We start from the raw sequence: 19,188 nt of genomic DNA, 5'->3' as shown, positions 1-19,188 counted from the left end.
CAGCTCAGGCCGTGCCGCCCTCCGGAACCGCGTCCAGCTTCTCCTGTTCGGCCCAGGTGACCGTCTTGTAGTCGAAGCCGTATTCCAGCGTCGGCTTGACGATCTGGAAATAGGGCGAGAGGTCGAAATCGCGCGGCGTGTAGAGCGAATGGTGGCGGATGTGCAGGATTTCCTGGCGCATGTAGGTGGACTGCGCCGAGGCGCGGCCGGGGGCGCGAGTGATTTCGGGCAGGATCGGATAGCGAATGCCCTCATAGGCCTCGGCGATCATGGATGAGCAGATGGCGCGGGTCGGGTCGCCGGAGCCGAAGGCCAAAGCGCGCCGGCGCCAGCGCACCGGGATGGGCGGCGCCGGCATGAAGAAGCGCAGCATGTCGAGAATGTTCTTCAGATCGTATTTCAGGCCGAGCCGCGCGACCATGAAGCCGACGACATGGTCGCGATCTTCCGGCGTCAGGCCGCGGGCGCGGCAGATGCGGGTGTTGTAGGTCCGGTATTTCGACAGCGGCACGGCCACGCAGCCCTCGCCCAAATTGACCTCGATGAGGCGCGGACGCTCGGACCCGTCCTGGGCCTCGGGCAAGGCGTCGCCGACATAGAGCGCCGAATGCGACCAGGTCGATTGGGTGAGATATTTGATGGTGGCCGAGATCCGCTGATTGCCCTCGATCAGCAGGACATCGCCAGGCTCCAGAGAGCGGCGCAGCGTCTGCGGATCGGACGGCGTATACGGCTCGTAGCCGGAGGATTCCTCCTGCAGCCGGCCCGCGATCCAGCGGCCAAACCGGTCCAGCAGCGTGTCGGCGGCTTCAGACATGGGCCGGCCCGTCGCCGACATCGGAAACGCCGGCCCGATAACGGCCCGCTATCTTTCCGGCCCTCGGCTTCGGCGCATCGCCAAACAGGTTGTTTGCCTTTCGGAGACATTCTTTCCGCAGCGATTTCTCGCTGCGCTTCAGAAGCCGAAGCAGAAGGGCGATCTGCTCCTTCGGACCGAGTTCGCCGGGTTCGGTTGCGATCAATCCTTGCAAGACGAAGACATCGTTCAAATCGCCGAGCCTGTCGCCCAGCGTCTCGAGCGCCTTGCGGCGACGCCTGACCGGCGCCGGCCAGAACCGATGCAGCAACAGGACGTGTTGCCAGTGCGATTTCACGGCCTTGCGCAATTCGTGGAAATCTTCCATCCGGCCGTCCTTGGCGGCGGCCTTCAGCGCGCGCCTGGCCCGGCGCATGGCTTTCCTGGCGCCGTCGGCCAGCATGTCGGCCGCAGCTTGCGGCTCGTCGGGCAAGTCCATATTGGCGAGCGCCAGACGGCCTTGCTCGAAGGCATTGACAGCCGCGTCGATCGTGTCTTCCCGGCCGGTTCCTTCGCGCGCTTTCAGGCTGCGGCGGGAAACCAGGGCTGCGCGCACCGCATCGAGCTTGCCGCCGGCGGTCTGACCGGGGAAAGTCTTGACGAGGCGGTCGACCGTCTCGATCAGCGCCGTGTCCTCGCGTGCGCCGGCGAGGCTGCGCGAAATGTCGCGATAGCGCATGTTCTCGGCCCGGCAGAATGCCTCGTCCCCCGACTGCACGAGACGAAACAGGGCGCGGAGCTTCTTGATCTTCTTGCGGCACGCGTGCAGGCCCGTTTCGGGAGCGGTCCGGGAGACCGAAAGATCATCGAGCGCGGCGTCGATTTCGACGCTGGCGATGCGCCTTACTTCGGCCGTCACCGGAAGCCGTGGTTCGATGCGGTAGCTCATGCGGCTACCGGCAGACCGTTGCGGGCAAGCGAGGCGTTGTAGAAGGCGCTCTCGCCGGTGACCTCGCGGCCGAGCCACTGGGGAAGCTTCGCCTTCTGGACGTCGTCGGGCGTCTCGAGTTCGGCAATGACCAGCCCGGCAAGAGCACCGGCAAAAACATCCACTTCATAGACGTAACCGTTGTGCCGGACCTCGTGACGAGTCTTCTCGATCACCAGACCGACGGCGAATTCCTGCATCTCCTCGGCGTCGCGCAGGGGAATCGGATATTCGAATTCGTCTCTTTCACGCCCGTGGGCGCCGAACTTGAGCGTCAGGACCGCGGAACTGCCGTCGCGTATGCGCAGGCGGAAGGACCGGCCGTCGACCGCGGCGAGGTAGAACTGGCGGATCGCCGCCCTCCCGTCGACATGGCCGCGCCAGTCGTCGCTCGTCACCAGGAATTTGCGCTCGATTTCCTTGGCCATGGCGCGTGAATAAAGCGCACCGGGCCGCGCAGGGCAAGATACCCTTGACTTTAATCATTCGATTGAATAAACATGCCTGCATGATCAAGACGCCACAAAACCCTGCGCCTTCGAAAGCGCCGCCATCCTCGGCCGACCTGACCCGCGCCGCCCTCATCCATGCAGCGCTCAGGCTGTTCGGCCGGCAAGGCTTTCACGCCACTTCGACGCGAGAGATCGCGGCCGCGGCGAGAGCCAATATCGGCTCGATCGCCTATCATTTCGGCGGCAAGGACGGCTTGAGGGCGGCCTGCGCTAACCACATCGTCGAGACGATCGGCGGCATTGCCGGAGCGGCAATGGCAGAGGATCCCAGCGAGACCCCAGGCGCGGAGACGGCGCATGAGCGGCTGAACATCGTGCTCGAAGCTATGGTGGGCTTCATCGTGGCCCGCCCGGAAGCCGGCGAATTCGTGCAATTCGTGCTGCGCGAACTCTCGCAGCCGAGCGAGGCGCTCGACATCATCTACAACGGCGTGTTCGAGCCGGTCCACAACCGGCTCTGCCGTATCTGGGCACAGGCGACCGGCGAGGATCCGGAAAGCGAGCGCACCAAGATCACCGTCTTCACCATGATCGGACAGGTCGTCTATTTCCGGATCGCGGGCCCGGCGGTGATGCGGCGCTTGGGCTGGGAAAGCGTCGGCCCGTCGGAAGCCGCGGCTGTGATCTCCGTCGTCAAGAGCAACCTCGAGGCGATCATCGCCGCTCGCAAAGGCGCAAAATCATGAGCTTCCTCTGCGCCATCCCGCTCGCAGCTTCGCTGTTTTCCGCCTGCGGGCCAGCGGCGCCGCTGGCCGTCGGCTATGTCGAGGGCGAGTTCGTGCTGCTGGCGCCGATCGAAACGGCGCAGGTGGAGACGGTTTCGGTGCGCCGCGGCGACCGGGTCGATACCGGCAAGGTCGTGGCTACGCTCGAAAGCGGCGATGCCGAAATCGCGGTCGCCGAGGCCGAGGCAGGCCTGGCCAGGGCGCAGGCTCAGCTTGCCGACCTCAGGCTCGGCAAGCGCCCGGAAGAGATCGCGGTGCTGGAAGCAGCCGTTCGTTCGGCCAAGGCGCAGGCGGAGGAAGCAAAGCGCGTGCTGGCAAGAGCCGAGGACCTCTTCAAGCGCGGGATCGCCCCGCAGTCGCAGTTCGACGAGGCGTCCACCAGGGCGGAACTGGCCGATTCCGAGGTCAGGCAGGCCGAGGCCAATCTGGCCGTGGCGGGCCTGGCGGCGCGGGCGGAAACGATCAGGGCCGCCGAATACCAGGTGAAGCAGGCCGAAGCGCAACTTGAGCAGGCGCGGTGGCGGCTTTCCAAGCGCGCGCTGCAAGCGCCCTCTCCCGGCCGCATAGACGATGTCATCCGCGACGCCGGCGACATCGCCGGGCCATCCGCCCCGGTGATCTCGATGCTGCCCGACGGCGCGGTGAAACTGAAAGTGTTCGTGCCGCAGGCGGCGTTTTCGTCGGTGCAGGTCGGCGACCTGCTCGACGTGCGCTGCGACGGTTGCCCGGATGGCCTGACGGCGCGCGTCAGCTATGTCTCGCCCGACCCCGAATTCACGCCGCCGGTGATATTCTCGCTCGAGACCCGGCAGAAGCTGGTCTACCTCGTCGAGGCGCGGCCGGAGGACGAAGCATCGCCGCTGCAGCCGGGGCAGATCGTGGATGTGAGTTTGGCGAGTGAATAGCGAATAGCGAATAGCGAATAGCGAATAGCGAATAGCGAATAGCGAATAGCGAATAGCGAAGGCATCCGGTCAGGTCGAGGACATGTCAAACCCCAGTTCCCCTATTCGCTACTCCCTATTCGCTACTCCCCCGCAAGCCGTAGGCGCAGCGTCATGAACGCCATCGAAGTCCGCAATCTCGTCAAGCGCTTCGGCACCAAGACCGTCGTCGACCATGTCACGATGAACGTCGCCGAGGGCGAGATTGTTGGGTTCCTGGGGCCGAACGGCTCGGGCAAGACGACCACGATCCGCATCATGTGCGGGCTTCTGACGCCGGACGAGGGCGAAGGCCAGGTGCTCGGCTACAATCTTCTGACCGAGAGCCTCAAGATCAAGCGCGAGGTCGGCTACATGACGCAGAAATTCTCGTTCTACGAGGATCTGACAATCGCCGAGAATCTCGAATTCGTGGCCCGGCTCTACCGGCTGAGGCCGGTGGAGGAGTATGTCGGCCGCACGCTCGATGATCTGGGCCTGAGTTCGCGGCGCAACCAGCTTGCCGGCACGCTGTCGGGCGGCTGGAAGCAGCGCCTGGCGCTGGCCGCCTGCATCATGCATGAGCCGAAGCTGCTTCTGCTCGACGAGCCGACGGCGGGCGTCGATCCCAAGGCGCGGCGCGAGTTCTGGGACGAGATCCACCGCCTGGCGCGCGGCGGGCTGACCGTGCTGGTGTCGACGCACTATATGGACGAGGCCGAACGCTGCCACCGCATCAGCTATATTTCCTACGGCAAGCTGCTGGCCACCGGCACCGTGAACGAGGTGGTGGCGAATGCCGGGCTGACGACCTTCGTGGTCGAGGGGCCGCGGCTCGACCAGGTGGCGGACGCGCTGGAGGGCCGGGCGGGCGTCGAGCAGGTCGCGCCGTTCGGCACTACGCTGCATGTCGTCGGCTCGGACAAGAAGCTGCTCGAGGCAGCGCTGAAGGATATCAGCCAGCGCAAAGGCACCACCGTCCGGCCGGGGGAGACCAGCCTGGAGGACGTGTTCATCCAGTTCATGGCCGGGTCGAAGGACAACATGGCATGAAGAAGAGCCGCCTGAGCACTTTGTTCTCCTTCGCGAGGCTCGGCGCGCTGCTGCTGAAGGAATTCATCCAGATGCGGCGCGATCGCATCACCTTCGCCATGATGCTGGGCGTGCCGCTGATGCAGCTCGTGCTGTTCGGCTATGCCATCAACAACGACCCGAAAAGCCTGCCGGCGGCGTTGGTCGCGACCAGCAACGATCACTATACGCGCGCCATGGTCTCCGCGCTGCAGACGACCGGCTACTATCGCTTCGACCATGTCGCCGAGAGCGCAGCCGAGGCCGAGGCGCTGATGGCCAGCGGCAGCGTTGCCTTCGTGGTGACGATCCCGTCCGATTTTGCCCGCCGGGTGGAACGGGGCGACAATCCACAATTGCTGATCGAGGCCGACGCCACCGACCCGGCGGTGGCGAGCGGAGCGATTTCGACGCTCGGCACCGTAGCCGCCAACGCGCTGTTGCGCGAACGGGGCATGGAGGCCGCGGCGGCGGATAATGCAAGAAGCCAGCTCGAGGTGGTGGTGCACCGGCGCTACAACCCGGAAGGCATCTCGCAATACAACATCGTGCCCGGCCTGCTCGGCGTCATATTGCAAATGACCATGGTGATGATGACTTCGATCGCACTGACCCGCGAGACCGAACGCGGGACGATGGAAAACCTGCTCGCCATGCCGGCAAGCCCGCTGGAGATCATGCTTGGCAAGATTCTGCCCTATCTCGTCGTCGGGGCGGTGCAGGTGGTGGTGGTGCTGATTGCGGCAAAGCTCCTGTTCTCGGTGCCCTTCATGGGATCGATGCCGCTCCTGCTTTTCGCAATCCTCGTCTTCGTGCTGTCGCTGGTTCTGCTCGGCTACACCATTTCGACCATGGCACGCACGCAGATGCAGGCGCTGCAGCTGACGTTTTTCTTCTTCCTGCCGTCGATCCTGCTCTCCGGCTTCATGTTCCCCTATCGAGGCATGCCGGGCTGGGCGCAGATCTTTGGCGAGATTTTTCCGCTGACGCATTTCTTGCGCATCACCCGCGCCGTGATGCTGAAAGGCGCTGATTTCGCGGCGATCGCCGGAGAGGTCGGCGCGCTGGCGATCTTCGTCGCGCTGTTTGCCGCGGTGGCGCTGCTCAGGTTCAGGCGGACGTTGGATTGAAGTTCTGGTCAAAAATCGCGGAGGTGGCATTGCCATATCAGGCTGAGGAACAGCGTCAATTGTGTAACCGATTTGGCGTCGAGTTTGTGCCTTCCCCTCAAATAATGAAAGTTGGCATCGCGGAGAATGTGAGAGTCGGCGCTTGGCCGCTCAATGGACTACGACACACCCCGGAGCGAGGCACAACAGGATGGTATTTCTGGGCGGGTGAAATCTTTTCTCAGGACCCGGAGTTCTTTCAACCGTTGCACATTGCACATCTGACAGAGCGATGCCCCGCAGTCGTCTCGTATCTGGGACTGCCGCCTGGTTGGCGCTTTCTTCTGGCAGAGCATTACGAGGATGTGTGGTTCGATCTGAATTTGTTGGACGGGTCGCCTCAGTAGTCACATCAGTTCCGACAGGACGAGCATGACCAGGAAGCCGATGGCCACGGCGATGGCGGCGGATTGCAGGTAGTGGTGGGTTTCTGCCTCAGGAATGAGATCGGTGACGGTGAGATAGAACATGCCGCCCGCGCCGACGGCCAGCAGAAACCCGAGCACGCCCTCGGGCAGGCCGCGGAGCAGGAACCATCCAGCCATGGCCGAACCGAAGAGTGACGCGCCGATCAGCCCGGTCCATTTCAGAATTCTTGCCTTGTAGTCCTTTCCGCTTTCCTCACGCGCCAGTTCGCCGATCGAAAGCGCCTCGCTGATATTGTCGATGCAGATCGCCAGGCCGACGATGAAGGCTACGCCCGGTTCGATCGCCGCGCCGACGCCGATGGTAATGCCCTCGATCAGTTCCTCCACGCTGGTTGCGCCGGCAAGCACCGTGACTTCGCTGCCGAGCGGCCGGTGACGCATGTGAAACCGCTCGACGCGCTGTCTCTGCTCGGCGCGGCTTCCGGCCAGCGCGCCGCGATTGACGTAGAGATCGAGGCCGTAGACGAGGGCGAAACCGACGGCGAAAGCTCCGACCACGGAGGCGAGCGGGGACAGTTCGAGCGCCTTGGGAACCATCTCGAAAGCGAAGGTGCCAAACAGGACGCCGGCTGCCAAACCGACCGCGATTGACAGGAACAGGCTCGAGGGCCGGACGAATATGGCGATCGCGCCACCGAGCGGCGAGGCCAGCGCAGCGGCGAGCGCCACCGAAAAGACAACCAGAAACTGCCCGTCCACAGTTGGCTCCTCGCGCGAAAGAGGAGTCAACGTACCGTACAACGATAAGGTTGCGCTCGGGCGGTCCGCCGCGTCTTCCTGGATCGGCCCATGCTGCCCCTCACCTGCCTGCCGGCATCCTCTCCCCGTAATCCTTCGGCAAACTCAGGACGGGAGAGGAGACTAGCTGCAACGCTGGCGCCCCCTCTCCCCGTCCTTACGGGGGAGAGGGGGCAGCTCAAACCGAAGCGCGGTTGTCCGCCGTCGGGCCGCGGGCCGTTGACGGATGGAGGTGCGCGTCTTACTTTAGAATCGTTCTAAACTGGATCGTTCAAGTATGCTTTCCCGTGTCTTCGGCTTCGGCCGCCGCTCCTTTGATTCGCTCAGCGAGCAGGAGATACTGGCGCTGGCGATCTCCTCGGAAGAAGATGACGGGCGGATCTATCGCGCCTATGCCGACGGCTTGCGCGAGGACTTTCCGCAGTCGGCGAAGGTTTTCGACGGCATGGCCGACGAGGAGGACGGGCATCGCAATCAGCTCATAGAACTGCACCGCAGACGCTTCGGCGAACGCATTCCGCTGATCCGCCGCGAGCATGTGCGCGGCTATTTCGAGCGCAAACCAGACTGGCTGGTGCGGCCGCTCGGCATCGAGAAGGTGCGCGGCCAAGCCGAGGCCATGGAGCGGCAGGCGCAGCGCTTCTATTTCGAGGCTGCCAGGCGGACCGAGGACGCATCGACCCGAAAGCTGCTCGACGAACTGGCTGCGGCCGAGAGCGACCACCAGTCGCTGGCGCAGCGGCTCGGCATGGAGCACGTGCCCGAGAAGGTCGGCCGGAAAGAAGAGGCTACCGAGCGCCGCCAGTTCATCCTGACCTATGTCCAGCCGGGCCTGGCCGGGCTGATGGACGGTTCGGTCTCGACGCTGGCACCGATCTTCGCAGCCGCCTTCGCCACCCACGACACCTGGCAGACTTTTCTGGTCGGGCTCGCCGCCTCAATCGGGGCTGGCATTTCGATGGGCTTCACCGAGGTCGCCTCGGACGACGGCAGGCTCTCCGGGCGCGGCTCGCCGGTGAAGCGCGGGCTGGCGACCGGCATCATGACCACGGTCGGCGGGCTAGGCCACGCCCTGCCCTATCTCATCCCGCATTTCTGGACGGCGACGACGCTCGCGGCGATCGTCGTGTTCATCGAGCTGTGGGCGATCGCCTATATCCAGAACCGCTTCATGGAGACGCCGTTCTGGCGCGCGACGTTCCAGGTGGTGCTCGGCGGCGCGCTGGTGTTCGCGGCGGGCGTGCTGATCGGGAACGCCTAGGGAGCCGTCTGACCGAGAGGCTGCGCCAGCAGCGTTTCCATCTCGGCGATTTCCGCAAGCTGGCTCTCGACAATCTGGCGGCACAGGGCCTGCAAGCGTGGGTCGCTGAGCGACGCTTCCTCACACATCAGCACCGCCCCCGAATGATGCGGGATCATCGAGCGCAGGAACTGGCGATCGTCGATGGCCACCTGCCAGCGTATTAGAAGCCAGAACAGCAGGAGCGCAGCCAGACCGACCGCCATCAGCACCGCGTTGCGCCGCCTGTCGGGGTACATGGCGCCCATGAGCGCGAGTTCGATGACCAGCATGGGAGCCGCCATCAGGGCAGCCATGTAGACCTGGTTGAGGCTGTTGTAGACATGGCCAAAACGGTCCACCATCGCGTACATGAGGATGTACATCGCGATGAACGAGAGCAGCACCATCGCCGACAGGCGAAGGTACGGCCTCGAATGCATTGAATGGTCCGCCGCCATGGCATTTTCCTCGTGCAATCAGCCCGCCGCGCCGATGCTCAACGACCGCCGGCGGGTTTGGTTTCACGAGGTCGGCGATCGTTCGGCATGCGCCTCCAGGCTGTCGGCCGGAGCCTCCGCCCGCTCGAACATGCCGTAGTCGCGCACGACATGGGCGATGCGCAGGCGGTAGTCGGCAAAGACGCCGCCGCGGCCCGCATTCTGCGCCTGCCGGTGCTCGACCGTGTTGCGCCATTCCTTGACCGCTTCTTCGTCGCGGAAGAAGGAAAGCGACAGCACATGGTCGGGGTTGGACAGGCTCTGGAAGCGCTCGATGGAGATGAAGCCGTCGATCCTCTCCAGGAGGGGCCGCAGTTCGGCGGCGATGCCGAGATAGGCGTCGCGCTTGCCCGCGGCCGGCGTGACCTCGAAGATGACCGCGATCATGGCCGCACCTTTTCCGCGCGCATGATCTCTGTCCGAAAAGTCTGCAACTTTTCGGGATCAAGCGACGCCGCATGCGGCCCCGAAGCGAGCTTCAGAAAAATGCGGTCCTCCTTGTGGATGAACTTTTTCGCTCGTGCGAATTCGTAGTTCTCCCTGCCGAGCGAGTCGGCGGCGAGCCGGGCGCGATAGGCCTCGTAGGCAGCGAGATTCTCGATGTTGTAGACGCCGTAGGCGGTCGTGGCCGAACCCTCGTGCGGCGCGAAATAGCCGATCAGGTCGGCGCCGCAACGCGGGATCGCCTGCCCCCAATTGCGGGCGTATTCCTCGAAATCGGCTTTGCCGAACGGATCGATCTCGTAGCGGATGAAGCAGGTGATGGTCATTTCTTTCTCCATAAGAATGCGGGGATGATAGCGAGGCCGGCGATGCAGACGCTTCCATCGCGGTCGAAGCGTCCGGGCCACATTTGGGGTAGACAGCTCTTGGCGACACCGCGGTCAGCGCTTCCAGAAGGGTCGGCATTCACGCTCGACGTCGCGGCGGGTGAGGCCGATATCTTCAAGCTGCTCGTCGGTGAGTTCGGCGAGCGCGAGGCGCTGGTTGCGGCGTTCGATCACGCGATCGAGCCAGAGGACGACGGCGCGGGCAGCGAGTCGTAGCCGTGACAACAGGGGCCAGCGGGCGCTCCTGGCGGTGGCGCGGTGGGCGGTCATGGTCGTCTCCTTTCCATGGGTGGAGATTACCACTTGCCCTACGCGGACGGTTCGATTAGCGTCGAAGTATGAGAGACGGCCCCGATATATCGCGCATAGCCAATCTGGTCGGCGACCCGGCGCGCGCCAATATGCTGACGGCGCTGATGGACGGCGGCGCTCTGACCGCCAGCGAGTTGGCGCTGGAAGCCGGCGTGACCGCTCAGACTGCGAGTTCGCATCTCGGAAAGCTGATGGAAGGCGGGTTGCTATCGCTTCAAGCGCAGGGCCGGCACCGGTACTATTCGCTTGCAGGCCCGCAGGTCGCGGCGATGCTGGAATCGATCATCGGCGTGGCGGCGGCCGTCGGCCCGAAGCGCACGCGGCCTGGCCCGCGCGAGGCGGTGATGCGCGAGGCGCGCATCTGCTACGACCATCTGGCCGGCGAACATGCGGTGGCCATGCTCGACGGCTTCCTGGCGCGCGGCGTGCTGACCTCGGACAATGGCGAAATACGCCTCGGCCAAGCTGGTCCGGCGCATTTCGCGGCAGTCGGCATCGACACCGGCGCGCTCGGCAAGCAGCGGCGGCCAGCCTGCCGCGCCTGCCTCGACTGGAGCGTGCGGCGCTTTCATCTCGCCGGCGCGCTGGGCGCTGCGATCCTCGACAAAATCATCGCGGAGAAGTGGGCAAGGCGCGACGCCGACAGCCGCGCCGTCGTGTTTTCACCGAAGGGCAAGATAGCGTTCGAGAAGGCGTTTTTGGGATAGCGACGCAAAAGGCCGGCGATTCCTCGCCGGCCCCTTCAGCTTCGACTTATGTCTACTGGGCGGCCTGAAGGTTGACCTTGCTTTCGGCCAGCACGGTCAGCTTCTTGTCGGTGGCCTTCTCTTCTTCAAGGTTCTGCTTCAGCACCGAGGCACAATCGTCGCGGCCGAGCTGCTTGGCCCATTCGATCAGCGTGCCGTAGCGCGTGATCTCGTAGTGCTCGACGGCCTGCGCGGCCGCGATCAGGGCGGCGTCGAGAACCTGCTTGTCGTCCACATCTCCGGCGACCTCGTCGGCCTCTTCGATAATGCCGTCAATGGCCGGGCAGTTCACGGCCTTGGCAGGCACGCCATGCATCTGGAATACCTGCTCGACGCGTTGGATGTGGCCCTTGGTCTCCTCCATGTGCTTTTCAAAACCCTGCTTGAGCTGCGGGTTCGTTGCCTTGGAGATCATGTCCGGAAGCGATTTCTCGATCTGTTTCTCGGCGTAGTAGATGTCCTGCAGCGTATGCACGAAGAGATCGTCAAGCGACTTGATGTCCTTCGAAAAAAATCCCATGGCTCTGGCCCTTCCTTTTCGTGTTGACTGAAAAATGCAGTGCCGGCGGACCGGCGCCTGCATGGCGGGTGTCCCGCACTGGGGCCTGAACGTGCGGCACCTCGCGCGGTTCCAAAAATCTGTGCGCAGAACGCCGGCACGGCGCAGGCACTCTCTGTTACCCGTCGGAAACGAAAATGCCGTCGCGGCGGCATACGCGCGAAACAACTGTGGCGCAAAAGGCACAGGCGGGGGAATGTTGGGATTTGGCGCTCAAACGCCGCGAATCAAACGCATTTCAGCCACGAACCGGGACGGATCCTGGAGAAGATTAACATCGCGTTCACAGAGTATTCACTACCGAACGCTACGATCACGTCCAATCGGAAGGGACATCCGAGGGATTTGGGACAGGGACAATGACTATCTGGAATCACATCACGAGCTATGCGTTCGCATTCCGCGAATTCGTCGCGCCGACCTACCGGCCCGAGCGCTATTACATGCGCGGCCCCGGCCCGGCCTGCGCGCGTCGCGGCGGCGCCTCGCTCGGAGCCCGTGCCTCGTTTCAATAACCGCTGTCGCCGCACGGTTGAGCCTAACCGGCTCGCCGGCGGCCGCGCGCCGCCGGCGTAGGCGCGACATCGCAGCCTCTTTGCCACTGCCATCCGGCGTCGTAGGATTTCCCGACGCAACAGCCAGGCTGGAGCCAAGTGGCAGACGCCGTTCTACCCGCCCGCCAGCACATGCCCGGATATGACGGCAGTCATCCGCTGATCGTGTTCGATGGCATATGCGTTCTGTGTTCGGGCTTCGCCCGCACCGTCGTCAGGCTCGACCGGGAAGCGCGGTTCCGCTTCACCACCGCCCAGTCGCCGTTCGGCGAGGCGCTTTACCGGCGGCATGGCCTGCGGACGGATGTCTACGAAACCAATCTCGTGATCATCGACGGCATCGCGTACACGCGGATGGATGGCTTCATCGCCGTGCTCGACGCGGTGGGCTGGCGGCGCTCGGCGAAAATGCTCCGCATGCTGCCGCGGCGGCTGCGCGATGCGCTCTACGGCCTCATAGCGCGCAACCGCTATGCGCTGTTCGGCCGAAAGGAGAGTTGCGCGATACCTTCCATCGCTTTGAGAGAGCGCATCATTGGCTAAGATCCTCGTGCTCGGCGGCTACGGGGCGTTCGGAGGAAGGCTGACCGAGCGGCTCGTGCAGCAAACCGAGGCCGAAGTTCTTGTCGGCGGGCGCTCGCTGGAAAAAGCAGCGGCTCACTGCCACCATAAAGGTGGGACGCCGGTGCGGATCGACCGCGACGGCGACCTCTTCGGCGAAATAGCGCGGCTCGGGCCGACGATCGTCGTTGACGCCGCCGGGCCGTTTCAGGCCTATGGTGAAAATCCCTACCGGGTCGCGGAAGCGGCGATTGCGGCGAAGGCGCATTATCTCGATCTCGCCGACGACGGCGCATTCGTAGCCGGAATTGGCACTCTTGATGATAGCGCGAAAGCGGCGGGCGTCGCCGTGATCTCCGGCGCGAGCAGCGTCCCGGGGATTTCCGCTGCAGCGCTCGACGAACTGGTGCACGGGCTTGCGGCAGTCTCGCTGGTCGGCTCGGCGATCCTGCCCGGCAACCAGGCGCCGCGCGGTCTTTCGGTCGTGCGCGCCATCGTCGAACAGGCGGGACGGCCGCTGCGCGTCTGGCGAGGCGGTAACTGGACGAACATGACGGCATGGGGCGATCTGCGGCGTTTCGCGCTCGAAGCCGATGGAGTTGCTCCGTTGAAGGGCCGCCTGGCGAGCGCAATCGGCGCGCCCGACCTCATCCTCTTTCCCGAACGCTACGGCGCACGCTCGGTTCTGTTCCACGCCGGGCTGGAATTGAAAGTCATGCATCTCGGCCTCTGGCTTCTGTCATTGCCAGTCCGCTTTGGCCTCGCGGGCTCGCTCGGACCCCTAGCCGGGTTGCTTAGACGAGTGGCTGGATGGCTGGGAGGTTTCGGCTCAGACCGCGGCGGAATGGTCGTGTACGCAGTCGGGCGCGACAGTGCGGGGCGGGCGGTGGATCGACGATGGACGCTGATCGCCGAGGCAGGCGACGGGCCGCAGGTTCCGCCGACACCGGCGCTGCTTCTGGCGCTCAAGCTGGCGAGCGGTTCCGGGCTGACGGCTGGAGCCCGCCCAGCGGTTGGGTTGCTGACCCTTAGCGAGATCGAAGCCGGCCTGTCGCCGTTTCGCATCCGGTTCGGCCGCAGCGACGAGCAGGCGACGCCGCTGCTGGAGCGCGTGCTGCCCGTGGAATTCGCGGCGCTTCCGCAAAGCTGGCGCAGGCTCGCTGAAATCCACGACATCGACCGTTTCGAAGGTTTGGCCTCGGTGGAACGCGGCGCTGGTTTGTCCGCTCGTCTAATCGGCGCGCTTTTTGGTTTCCCTCCTGCCGCGCCCGCCGTTTCCGTGAGCGTGACCAAGCAGAAGACGGCCTCGGGCGAAAAGTGGACGCGACGCTTTGGCGTAAAATCCTTTGTCTCGCATTTGTCGCGAAAACCGGATGACGGGCCAAGTATGCTCCGGGAACGGTTTGGGCCGTTCTCCTTCCTGCTAAGGCTCTCCGCCGAGGGCGGCCGCGTGGCTTGGCCCGTCGAAAGCGGGCGTGTCCTTGGCGTTCCGCTGCCGCGCGCACTGATGCCGAGGAGCGAAACCTTCGAGCATGAGGGAGCGGACGGCAGGTTCCGCTTCGACGTTAAAATCTCGATGCCTTTCGCCGGCCTGATCGTGCGCTACCGCGGTTGGCTGGAGCCGGCTTCCCCGCACGGCTTGAGCTGCACCGGCTCGCCGGCGGCCGCGCCGAGCTCGATGCATCTGCCCGCCGCGCAAAGCGACCAGCCGGTGCCGGTCGCGCCCGAGGCGGCAAGCACGATTTCGGGCCTCGGCGGAATTTCCGGAACATAGACCCACCAGCCGTCCTCGAGACGAGCATCCTGCGGCGGCTCCATGCCCGCGCCGGATCCCTTTATACGCGCCTCGACCATTTTGAGGCCGGCGGGGGTGATGCGCCAGTCCTCCTCCCAGCGGGTCTTCTCGACCGAATGGGTCCAGGAGAGCGTGAACGCCGTCGCGGCGAGGGTGATCGTCTTGCCGGCCGCGAAGACGCAGAGGCTCACGGCAGGGCGCCGGCGGTGCGGCTTCGGTTGCGCCACCAGTGCAGGCCGATGACGATTGCCGCGAGCGCGAAGCCGAGTTCGTCCGTGTAGGGCAAGGCGAGCACGAGGCTGAAGGCGGCGGCGGTGGCGAGCAACCTCTCCCAGGCGACCATGCGGGCAAACAGGAAACCGACCACGGCGGCGCCCCACAGACCGATCGCGAGGCAGGCTTTGAAGACGATGTAGAAAACCTCGACCGGATAGCCGTAGCTCGCGGCCATCGGTCCGGCGTCCTGCAGCATCAGGGCCGGCGTGTAGACGGCCATGAACGGCACCACGAAGCCGGCGACGGCGAGTTTCGAAGCCTGCATGGCGATCTTCATGCCCGACGTCTTGGCCATGGGCGCTGCGGCGAAAGCGGCGAGCGCCACGGGCGGCGTCAGGTCGGCCATGATACCGAAATAGAAGACGAACATGTGGCTGACCAGCAGCGGCACGCCGAGTTCGAGCAGCGCCGGGCCGGCGAGCGAGGAGGTGATGATGTAGTTGGGGATGGTCGGGATGCCCATGCCGAGGACCAGGCAGGTCAGCATGGTCAGCACCAGCGACAGGAACAGGTTGTTCTGGCCGATGGCGATGATGGCGCCGATGAAGGTCGAGGCGATGCCGGTCAAGGTGAGCGTGCCGATGACTATGCCGACGATGGCGCAGGCGATGCCGACCGGCAGCGCGTTCTTGGCGCCTTCGGCGAGCGATTCGATGCAGATGATGAGCGTTTCGCGGCCGCCCTTGAAAAACAGGCAGGCGGCGACCAGCGCGCCGATGACCAGCGCCAGAATATCGACGCCGTATCTCATGAAGGATGCGGCAGCCAGGCCGAGCGCGACCCAGAACACGACGCGGAAGGCGAAGGGGCCAATGAGCGCCGCGAGCGGCGTTCCGAGGATGAGCACGATGGTCAGCGCCAGGCCCATCGTGCCGGCAAAGATCGGCGTGTAGCCGGCAAACAGCAGGTAAACGAGGGCTGCCAGCGGCAATACCAGTGGCCAATGCAGCTTCACCGCGTCCCACGGGTTGGGAAGCGAGGCCTTGTCCATGCCCTGCAGGCCGAACTTGCCGGATTCGAGATGCACCATCCAGAAGCAGGCGCCGAAATAAAGCGCGGCTGGGATGATCGCCGCCTTGACGATGTCGGCATAGGGGAGGTTCAGCGTCTCGGCCATGATGAAGGCGACGGCACCCATGACCGGCGGCATGATCTGGCCGCCCATCGACGAGGTCGCCTCGACCCCTCCGGCGAAGGCGGAGCGGAAGCCGAACTTCTTCATCAACGGAATGGTGAACTGGCCCGAAGCCACGACATTGGCGACGCCGGAACCGGAAATGGTGCCCATCAGCGCCGAGGAGAGCACGCAGACCTGTGCCGGGCCGCCGCGCCACGAACCGACCAGGCCGAGCGCGAAATCGTTGAACAGCGCGATCATGCCGGCGCGTTCGAGGAATGCGGCGAAGACAACGAAGATGAAGATATAGGCTGCCGACACATAGACCGGCGTGCCGTATATGCCTTCGGTGCCGAAGCCGAAATGTTCGACGATCTGCGCGAAATCATAGCCGCGATGGATGAAGGGCGCCGGGAGGTAATTGCCGAAGAAACAGTAGGCGAGGAACAGGCCGGCGATGACGGCGAGCGGCAGGCCCATGATGCGGCGCGCGGCTTCGAAGACCAGCACGATCAGCACCGCGCCGACAACGAGATCGGTAGTGGTGAGGAAACCGGACCGCTGGATGATGTCGTCATAGAACACCCAGTTGTAGATGCCCGTGAGGAACCCAAGGATGGCAAGCGTCCAGAACCAGGCTTTGCCGACAGGCGTCCTGGCGCGGAGCGTGGCAAGCAACGCGAAGCCGAGCAGCAGCAGGAAGCCGACATGCATGGCGCGCACCACCTGGCTCGGCAAATTGCCGTAGGCGGCGGTATAGAGCTGGAAGGCGGAGAAGGAGACGGCGATCCAGAAGGCGATGCGGCCCGCTACGCCTTCGCCGAAGCCCGGTGGCAGCCCTTCGATGGGTTCTTCCACGGATGGGGAGAGTATGGTCGGGGTTTTGGGATGGGCGTTAGTCATTGCGGGTATCCGAGGCTCAGCTGAATCGTCCGGGGCATTCCATTCCGGCAGGCTTTGCGCTGCCCCTCATCCGCCTGACGGCACCTTCTCCCCGTATACGGACGGGGAGAAGGTGGGACTTCAGCTATGGCGAAAGCCAATTTCCAGCGCAGCAGGATAAGCGTTCACCGGCGCAGTATCTCCCTTCTCCCCGTTCACGGGGAGAAGGTGCCGGCAGGCGGATGAGGGGCAGCGCCAGCGCCTCTCTTACTTCAGCAGGCCGGCTTCCTTGTAGTAGCGCTCGGCGCCCGGATGCAGCGGGACCGGCATGCCGTCGAGCGCCTTGGCCGGGTCGATCGCCTTGGCGGCGGCGTGGGCGGCGGTCAACTGGTCGAGGCTTTCGAACAGCAGCTTGGTCATCTGGTAGGCGGTCTCGTCGGATACGCCGTCATGGGTGACGAGGAAATTGCCGACCGCGGCGGTTTCGACATCGGCTGTCTGGCCGTCATAGGTGCCGGCCGGGATGACGACCGACATGTAGGGCGAGCCGATCTTTTCCACGTCCGCCTTGGGCACGGCGACGACATTGATGGGCAGCGATGTGGCGAGATCTCGGATCGAGGCTACGCCGAGGCCGGCCGACTGCAGCGTCGCGTCGAGCTGGCGGTTCTTGATGAGTTCGACCGATTCGGCGAAGGGCAGATATTCGACCTTGCCGAGATCCTCGTATTTCATGCCGGCGGCGGCGAAAATGGCGCGGGCGTTGAGCTCGGTGCCCGACGCCGGGGCGCCGACCGACAGGCTCTTGCCCTTCAGGTCGGCCAGCGTCTTGATGCCGGATTCCTGGCTGGCGACGATCTGGATGTAATTGGGATAGATGGCGGCGATGCCGCGCAATTTGTCGAGCTTGCCGGGGAAGCCGGCCTCGGTGTTGCCTTCAGCGGCGAGCTTGACGGAATCGCCGAGCGCGAACGCGATCTCGCCCTTGCCCTGCTGCAGGAGGTTGAGGTTCTCGACCGATGCCTTGGTGGCCTGGACCTGCGTGCGCGCACCCTCGATGCCCTTGCCGTAGATTTCCGACAGGGCAACGCCGAGCGGATAATAGACGCCGGAGGTGCCGCCGGTGAGCACATTGATGAATTCCTGCGCCTTGACGGACACGGCACTGAGCCCGAGCGACAGCGCGACCGCGCCGGCAGCAAGGATTCCGGTTTTTAGGTTGAGCATGCAATTCCTCCCGGGACAGTCTTTTCATGATCGCGCCGCCGTGACGGCGGCGCGGGCTGGGTGACTGTTTTAGCGGTTGGGACGGAAATGCAAAGGGTTTATTGGCTGGAATGCCTAACTGCCCAGCCCCTCGAACAGGATCGTCGAGAGGTAGCGTTCGGCGAAGGACGGGATGACCACCACCATGTCCTTGCCGGCGTTTTCGGGCCGCGAGCCGACGACGATCGCGGCCTGGAGTGCTGCGCCCGACGAGATGCCGACCGGCACGCCTTCCAGCCGCGCGACGAGGCGGGCATTGGCGACTGCATCCTCGTTGGAGACCTGGACGATCTCGTCATAGATGGTCGTGTCGAGGATTTTCGGCGCGAAGCCAGCGCCGATGCCCTGAATCTTGTGCGGGCCGGGCTGACCGCCCGAAAGCACCGGCGAGGCTTCCGGCTCGACGGCGACGACTTGCAGCGATGGCTTGCGCTTCTTGATGACCTGGCCGACGCCGGTGATGGTGCCGCCGGTTCCGATGCCGGAGATGAAGATGTCGACGGACCCTTGCGTATCGTTCCAGATCTCCTCGGCGGTGGTCGTGCGATGGATCTCGGGATTGGCCGGGTTCTCGAACTGCTGCGGTATAACCGCGCCGGGGATGGTCTGGACCAGTTCCTCGGCCTTGGCGATCGCGCCCTTCATGCCCTTCGGGCCCTCGGTCAGCACCAGCTCGGCGCCGAGCAGCGCCAGCATTTTGCGGCGCTCGACGGACATGGTTTCGGGCATGGTCAGGATCAGCTTGTAGCCCTTGGCGGCGGCGGCGAAGGCCAGCGCGATGCCGGTATTGCCCGATGTCGGCTCAATCAGCGTGTTCCTGCCGGGGGAGATCGTGCCGGCGGCTTCCAGCGCCTCGATCATCGAGACGCCAATGCGGTCCTTGACGCTGGCGATCGGGTTGAAGAATTCGAGCTTGGCTAGGAGGTTGGCGACGATGCCCTTTTCCTTCGCAAACTTGTCCAGCCTGACCAGCGGCGTATCTCCGATCGTTTCGGTGATCGAGTTGAAGACGCGCCCGCGGCCGGGTACGCGCGTCGGGGTGGCCGGCTTGTTCATCGATTTCGCTCCCACTGCATTCGAATTCAGGATATCCCTGCGCCCTGCAAAATCCGAGTGGCCGAAGTACCTAAGCCGCAAGTTCTGCGGAAAAGTATTCCCGCC

At 64.4% G+C, this 19,188-nt stretch carries 21 protein-coding genes and 1 pseudogene; 9 read left to right on the top strand and 13 right to left on the bottom strand.

The features are described 5' to 3' along the window. Window positions 1-4: 4 nt before the first annotated feature. Genes ACG873_RS27730 through ACG873_RS27720 form a run of 3 tightly spaced genes read right to left on the bottom strand, consistent with a single transcriptional unit; the run spans window position 5 to window position 2,212 of the window. Window positions 5-817 carry a lipo-like protein gene (locus tag ACG873_RS27730; protein WP_394888961.1) on the bottom strand — a complete coding sequence of 271 codons (813 nt, stop codon included), beginning with the start codon at window positions 815-817 and terminating at the stop codon, window positions 5-7. Further along, window positions 810-1,745: a CHAD domain-containing protein gene (locus tag ACG873_RS27725; RefSeq protein WP_394888959.1), complete on the bottom strand. Its 936-nt coding sequence runs from the start codon at window positions 1,743-1,745 to the stop codon at window positions 810-812. Before ACG873_RS27725 ends, ACG873_RS27730 begins: the two co-directional genes overlap by 8 nt. Then, complete coding sequence (locus tag ACG873_RS27720; protein WP_394888958.1) at window positions 1,742-2,212, bottom strand: CYTH domain-containing protein; 471 nt, start codon at window positions 2,210-2,212, stop codon at window positions 1,742-1,744. Before ACG873_RS27720 ends, ACG873_RS27725 begins: the two co-directional genes overlap by 4 nt. A gap of 80 nt (window positions 2,213-2,292) precedes the next feature. Here ACG873_RS27720 and ACG873_RS27715 point away from each other — a divergent pair, with 80 nt between their 5' ends. The 4 genes from ACG873_RS27715 to ACG873_RS27700 all read left to right on the top strand — a co-directional run bounded on the left by ACG873_RS27715 (window position 2,293) and on the right by ACG873_RS27700 (window position 6,145). Next, window positions 2,293-2,982, top strand: a complete 690-nt coding sequence (locus ACG873_RS27715) for a CerR family C-terminal domain-containing protein (RefSeq protein WP_394888956.1) — start codon at window positions 2,293-2,295, stop codon at window positions 2,980-2,982. Further along, on the top strand, window positions 2,979-3,926 hold the full coding sequence (locus ACG873_RS27710; protein WP_394888954.1) for an HlyD family secretion protein: 948 nt from the start codon (window positions 2,979-2,981) through the stop codon (window positions 3,924-3,926). Before ACG873_RS27715 ends, ACG873_RS27710 begins: the two co-directional genes overlap by 4 nt. Window positions 3,927-4,079: 153 nt before the next feature. Next, window positions 4,080-4,997 (top strand): ABC transporter ATP-binding protein, encoded by a 918-nt coding sequence (locus ACG873_RS27705; RefSeq protein WP_394888953.1) that lies wholly within the window; start codon window positions 4,080-4,082, stop codon window positions 4,995-4,997. 11 nt (window positions 4,998-5,008) lie between these two features. Continuing rightward, window positions 5,009-6,145 carry an ABC transporter permease gene (locus tag ACG873_RS27700; protein ID WP_394893740.1) on the top strand — a complete coding sequence of 379 codons (1,137 nt, stop codon included), beginning with the start codon at window positions 5,009-5,011 and terminating at the stop codon, window positions 6,143-6,145. 386 nt (window positions 6,146-6,531) lie between these two features. Here the strand turns inward: ACG873_RS27700 and ACG873_RS27695 are convergent, their stop codons facing one another. Further along, window positions 6,532-7,311 (bottom strand): ZIP family metal transporter, encoded by a 780-nt coding sequence (locus tag ACG873_RS27695; RefSeq protein WP_394888951.1) that lies wholly within the window; start codon window positions 7,309-7,311, stop codon window positions 6,532-6,534. 316 nt (window positions 7,312-7,627) lie between these two features. Here ACG873_RS27695 and mbfA point away from each other — a divergent pair, with 316 nt between their 5' ends. Next, complete coding sequence (mbfA, locus tag ACG873_RS27690) at window positions 7,628-8,611, top strand: iron exporter MbfA (protein ID WP_394888950.1); 984 nt, start codon at window positions 7,628-7,630, stop codon at window positions 8,609-8,611. On the opposite strand, the gene ACG873_RS27685 is transcribed toward mbfA, so the two are convergent. From ACG873_RS27685 to ACG873_RS27670, 4 genes are all read right to left on the bottom strand, one after another. After that, window positions 8,608-9,090 (bottom strand): DUF305 domain-containing protein, encoded by a 483-nt coding sequence (locus ACG873_RS27685; RefSeq protein WP_394888948.1) that lies wholly within the window; start codon window positions 9,088-9,090, stop codon window positions 8,608-8,610. The two genes, mbfA and ACG873_RS27685, sit on opposite strands and share 4 nt — an antisense overlap. A 63-nt stretch (window positions 9,091-9,153) precedes the next feature. Next, window positions 9,154-9,516 (bottom strand): antibiotic biosynthesis monooxygenase family protein, encoded by a 363-nt coding sequence (locus tag ACG873_RS27680; RefSeq protein ID WP_394888947.1) that lies wholly within the window; start codon window positions 9,514-9,516, stop codon window positions 9,154-9,156. Continuing rightward, a complete protein-coding gene (locus tag ACG873_RS27675; protein ID WP_394888945.1) occupies window positions 9,513-9,899 on the bottom strand; it encodes an NIPSNAP family protein in 387 nt (128 codons plus the stop codon). The genes ACG873_RS27680 and ACG873_RS27675 overlap by 4 nt, the downstream gene beginning before the upstream one ends. A 114-nt stretch (window positions 9,900-10,013) precedes the next feature. Then, window positions 10,014-10,229, bottom strand: coding sequence for a DUF1127 domain-containing protein (locus ACG873_RS27670; RefSeq protein ID WP_394888944.1), 216 nt, complete (start codon window positions 10,227-10,229; stop codon window positions 10,014-10,016). A gap of 68 nt (window positions 10,230-10,297) precedes the next feature. Here ACG873_RS27670 and ACG873_RS27665 point away from each other — a divergent pair, with 68 nt between their 5' ends. Then, complete coding sequence (locus ACG873_RS27665; protein WP_394888942.1) at window positions 10,298-10,978, top strand: ArsR/SmtB family transcription factor; 681 nt, start codon at window positions 10,298-10,300, stop codon at window positions 10,976-10,978. A 52-nt stretch (window positions 10,979-11,030) separates the two neighbouring features. Here ACG873_RS27665 and ACG873_RS27660 read toward each other — a convergent pair whose 3' ends face one another. Continuing rightward, a complete protein-coding gene (locus tag ACG873_RS27660; RefSeq protein WP_394888940.1) occupies window positions 11,031-11,537 on the bottom strand; it encodes a ferritin-like domain-containing protein in 507 nt (168 codons plus the stop codon). Window positions 11,538-11,935: 398 nt separating this feature from the next. Between ACG873_RS27660 and ACG873_RS27655 the strand changes: the two genes are divergently transcribed. The 3 genes and pseudogenes from ACG873_RS27655 to ACG873_RS27645 form a co-directional block, all read left to right on the top strand. Continuing rightward, window positions 11,936-12,091 carry a hypothetical protein gene (locus ACG873_RS27655; protein WP_394888938.1) on the top strand — a complete coding sequence of 52 codons (156 nt, stop codon included), beginning with the start codon at window positions 11,936-11,938 and terminating at the stop codon, window positions 12,089-12,091. 138 nt (window positions 12,092-12,229) lie between these two features. Then, a complete protein-coding gene (locus tag ACG873_RS27650; RefSeq protein ID WP_394888936.1) occupies window positions 12,230-12,673 on the top strand; it encodes a thiol-disulfide oxidoreductase DCC family protein in 444 nt (147 codons plus the stop codon). 7 nt (window positions 12,674-12,680) lie between these two features. Beyond that, window positions 12,681-14,249 (top strand): annotated as a pseudogene (locus ACG873_RS27645) (DUF4166 domain-containing protein); the annotation flags it as partial. Between the two features lie 44 nt (window positions 14,250-14,293). On the opposite strand, the gene ACG873_RS27640 reads toward ACG873_RS27645, so the two are convergent. The 4 genes from ACG873_RS27640 to cysK form a co-directional block, all read right to left on the bottom strand. Further along, window positions 14,294-14,677: a DUF1850 domain-containing protein gene (locus ACG873_RS27640; protein WP_394888934.1), complete on the bottom strand. Its 384-nt coding sequence runs from the start codon at window positions 14,675-14,677 to the stop codon at window positions 14,294-14,296. Continuing rightward, on the bottom strand, window positions 14,674-16,782 hold the full coding sequence (locus tag ACG873_RS27635) for a TRAP transporter permease (protein WP_394888932.1): 2,109 nt from the start codon (window positions 16,780-16,782) through the stop codon (window positions 14,674-14,676). The genes ACG873_RS27640 and ACG873_RS27635 overlap by 4 nt, the downstream gene beginning before the upstream one ends. 246 nt (window positions 16,783-17,028) lie before the next feature. Then, window positions 17,029-17,988: a TAXI family TRAP transporter solute-binding subunit gene (locus tag ACG873_RS27630; RefSeq protein WP_394888930.1), complete on the bottom strand. Its 960-nt coding sequence runs from the start codon at window positions 17,986-17,988 to the stop codon at window positions 17,029-17,031. A 114-nt stretch (window positions 17,989-18,102) separates the two neighbouring features. Next, a complete protein-coding gene (gene cysK, locus ACG873_RS27625; RefSeq protein WP_394888929.1) occupies window positions 18,103-19,083 on the bottom strand; it encodes a cysteine synthase A in 981 nt (326 codons plus the stop codon). Between the last annotated feature and the right edge of the window lie 105 nt (window positions 19,084-19,188).

It is taken from the genome of Allomesorhizobium aridi (assembly GCF_043769475.1).
Classification (GTDB): domain Bacteria; phylum Pseudomonadota; class Alphaproteobacteria; order Rhizobiales; family Rhizobiaceae; genus Allomesorhizobium.
Note: the sequence above shows the minus strand (reverse complement) of the source record. Positions and strands in the feature narration are given on the sequence as shown.

Excerpts from the sequence above, each read along its gene's own strand:
- ACG873_RS27730 (WP_394888961.1), bottom strand. The coding sequence starts at position 817 with ATGTCTGAAGCCGCCGACACGCTGCTGGACCGGTTTGGCCGCTGGATC.
- ACG873_RS27725 (WP_394888959.1), bottom strand. The coding sequence starts at position 1,745 with ATGAGCTACCGCATCGAACCACGGCTTCCGGTGACGGCCGAAGTAAGG.
- ACG873_RS27720 (WP_394888958.1), bottom strand. The coding sequence starts at position 2,212 with ATGGCCAAGGAAATCGAGCGCAAATTCCTGGTGACGAGCGACGACTGG.
- ACG873_RS27715 (WP_394888956.1), top strand. The coding sequence starts at position 2,293 with ATGATCAAGACGCCACAAAACCCTGCGCCTTCGAAAGCGCCGCCATCC.
- ACG873_RS27710 (WP_394888954.1), top strand. The coding sequence starts at position 2,979 with ATGAGCTTCCTCTGCGCCATCCCGCTCGCAGCTTCGCTGTTTTCCGCC.
- ACG873_RS27705 (WP_394888953.1), top strand. The coding sequence starts at position 4,080 with ATGAACGCCATCGAAGTCCGCAATCTCGTCAAGCGCTTCGGCACCAAG.
- mbfA (WP_394888950.1), top strand. The coding sequence starts at position 7,628 with ATGCTTTCCCGTGTCTTCGGCTTCGGCCGCCGCTCCTTTGATTCGCTC.
- ACG873_RS27685 (WP_394888948.1), bottom strand. The coding sequence starts at position 9,090 with ATGGCGGCGGACCATTCAATGCATTCGAGGCCGTACCTTCGCCTGTCG.
- ACG873_RS27680 (WP_394888947.1), bottom strand. The coding sequence starts at position 9,516 with ATGATCGCGGTCATCTTCGAGGTCACGCCGGCCGCGGGCAAGCGCGAC.
- ACG873_RS27675 (WP_394888945.1), bottom strand. The coding sequence starts at position 9,899 with ATGACCATCACCTGCTTCATCCGCTACGAGATCGATCCGTTCGGCAAA.
- ACG873_RS27670 (WP_394888944.1), bottom strand. The coding sequence starts at position 10,229 with ATGACCGCCCACCGCGCCACCGCCAGGAGCGCCCGCTGGCCCCTGTTG.
- ACG873_RS27665 (WP_394888942.1), top strand. The coding sequence starts at position 10,298 with ATGAGAGACGGCCCCGATATATCGCGCATAGCCAATCTGGTCGGCGAC.
- ACG873_RS27660 (WP_394888940.1), bottom strand. The coding sequence starts at position 11,537 with ATGGGATTTTTTTCGAAGGACATCAAGTCGCTTGACGATCTCTTCGTG.
- ACG873_RS27655 (WP_394888938.1), top strand. The coding sequence starts at position 11,936 with ATGACTATCTGGAATCACATCACGAGCTATGCGTTCGCATTCCGCGAA.
- ACG873_RS27635 (WP_394888932.1), bottom strand. The coding sequence starts at position 16,782 with ATGACTAACGCCCATCCCAAAACCCCGACCATACTCTCCCCATCCGTG.
- ACG873_RS27630 (WP_394888930.1), bottom strand. The coding sequence starts at position 17,988 with ATGCTCAACCTAAAAACCGGAATCCTTGCTGCCGGCGCGGTCGCGCTG.
- cysK (WP_394888929.1), bottom strand. The coding sequence starts at position 19,083 with ATGAACAAGCCGGCCACCCCGACGCGCGTACCCGGCCGCGGGCGCGTC.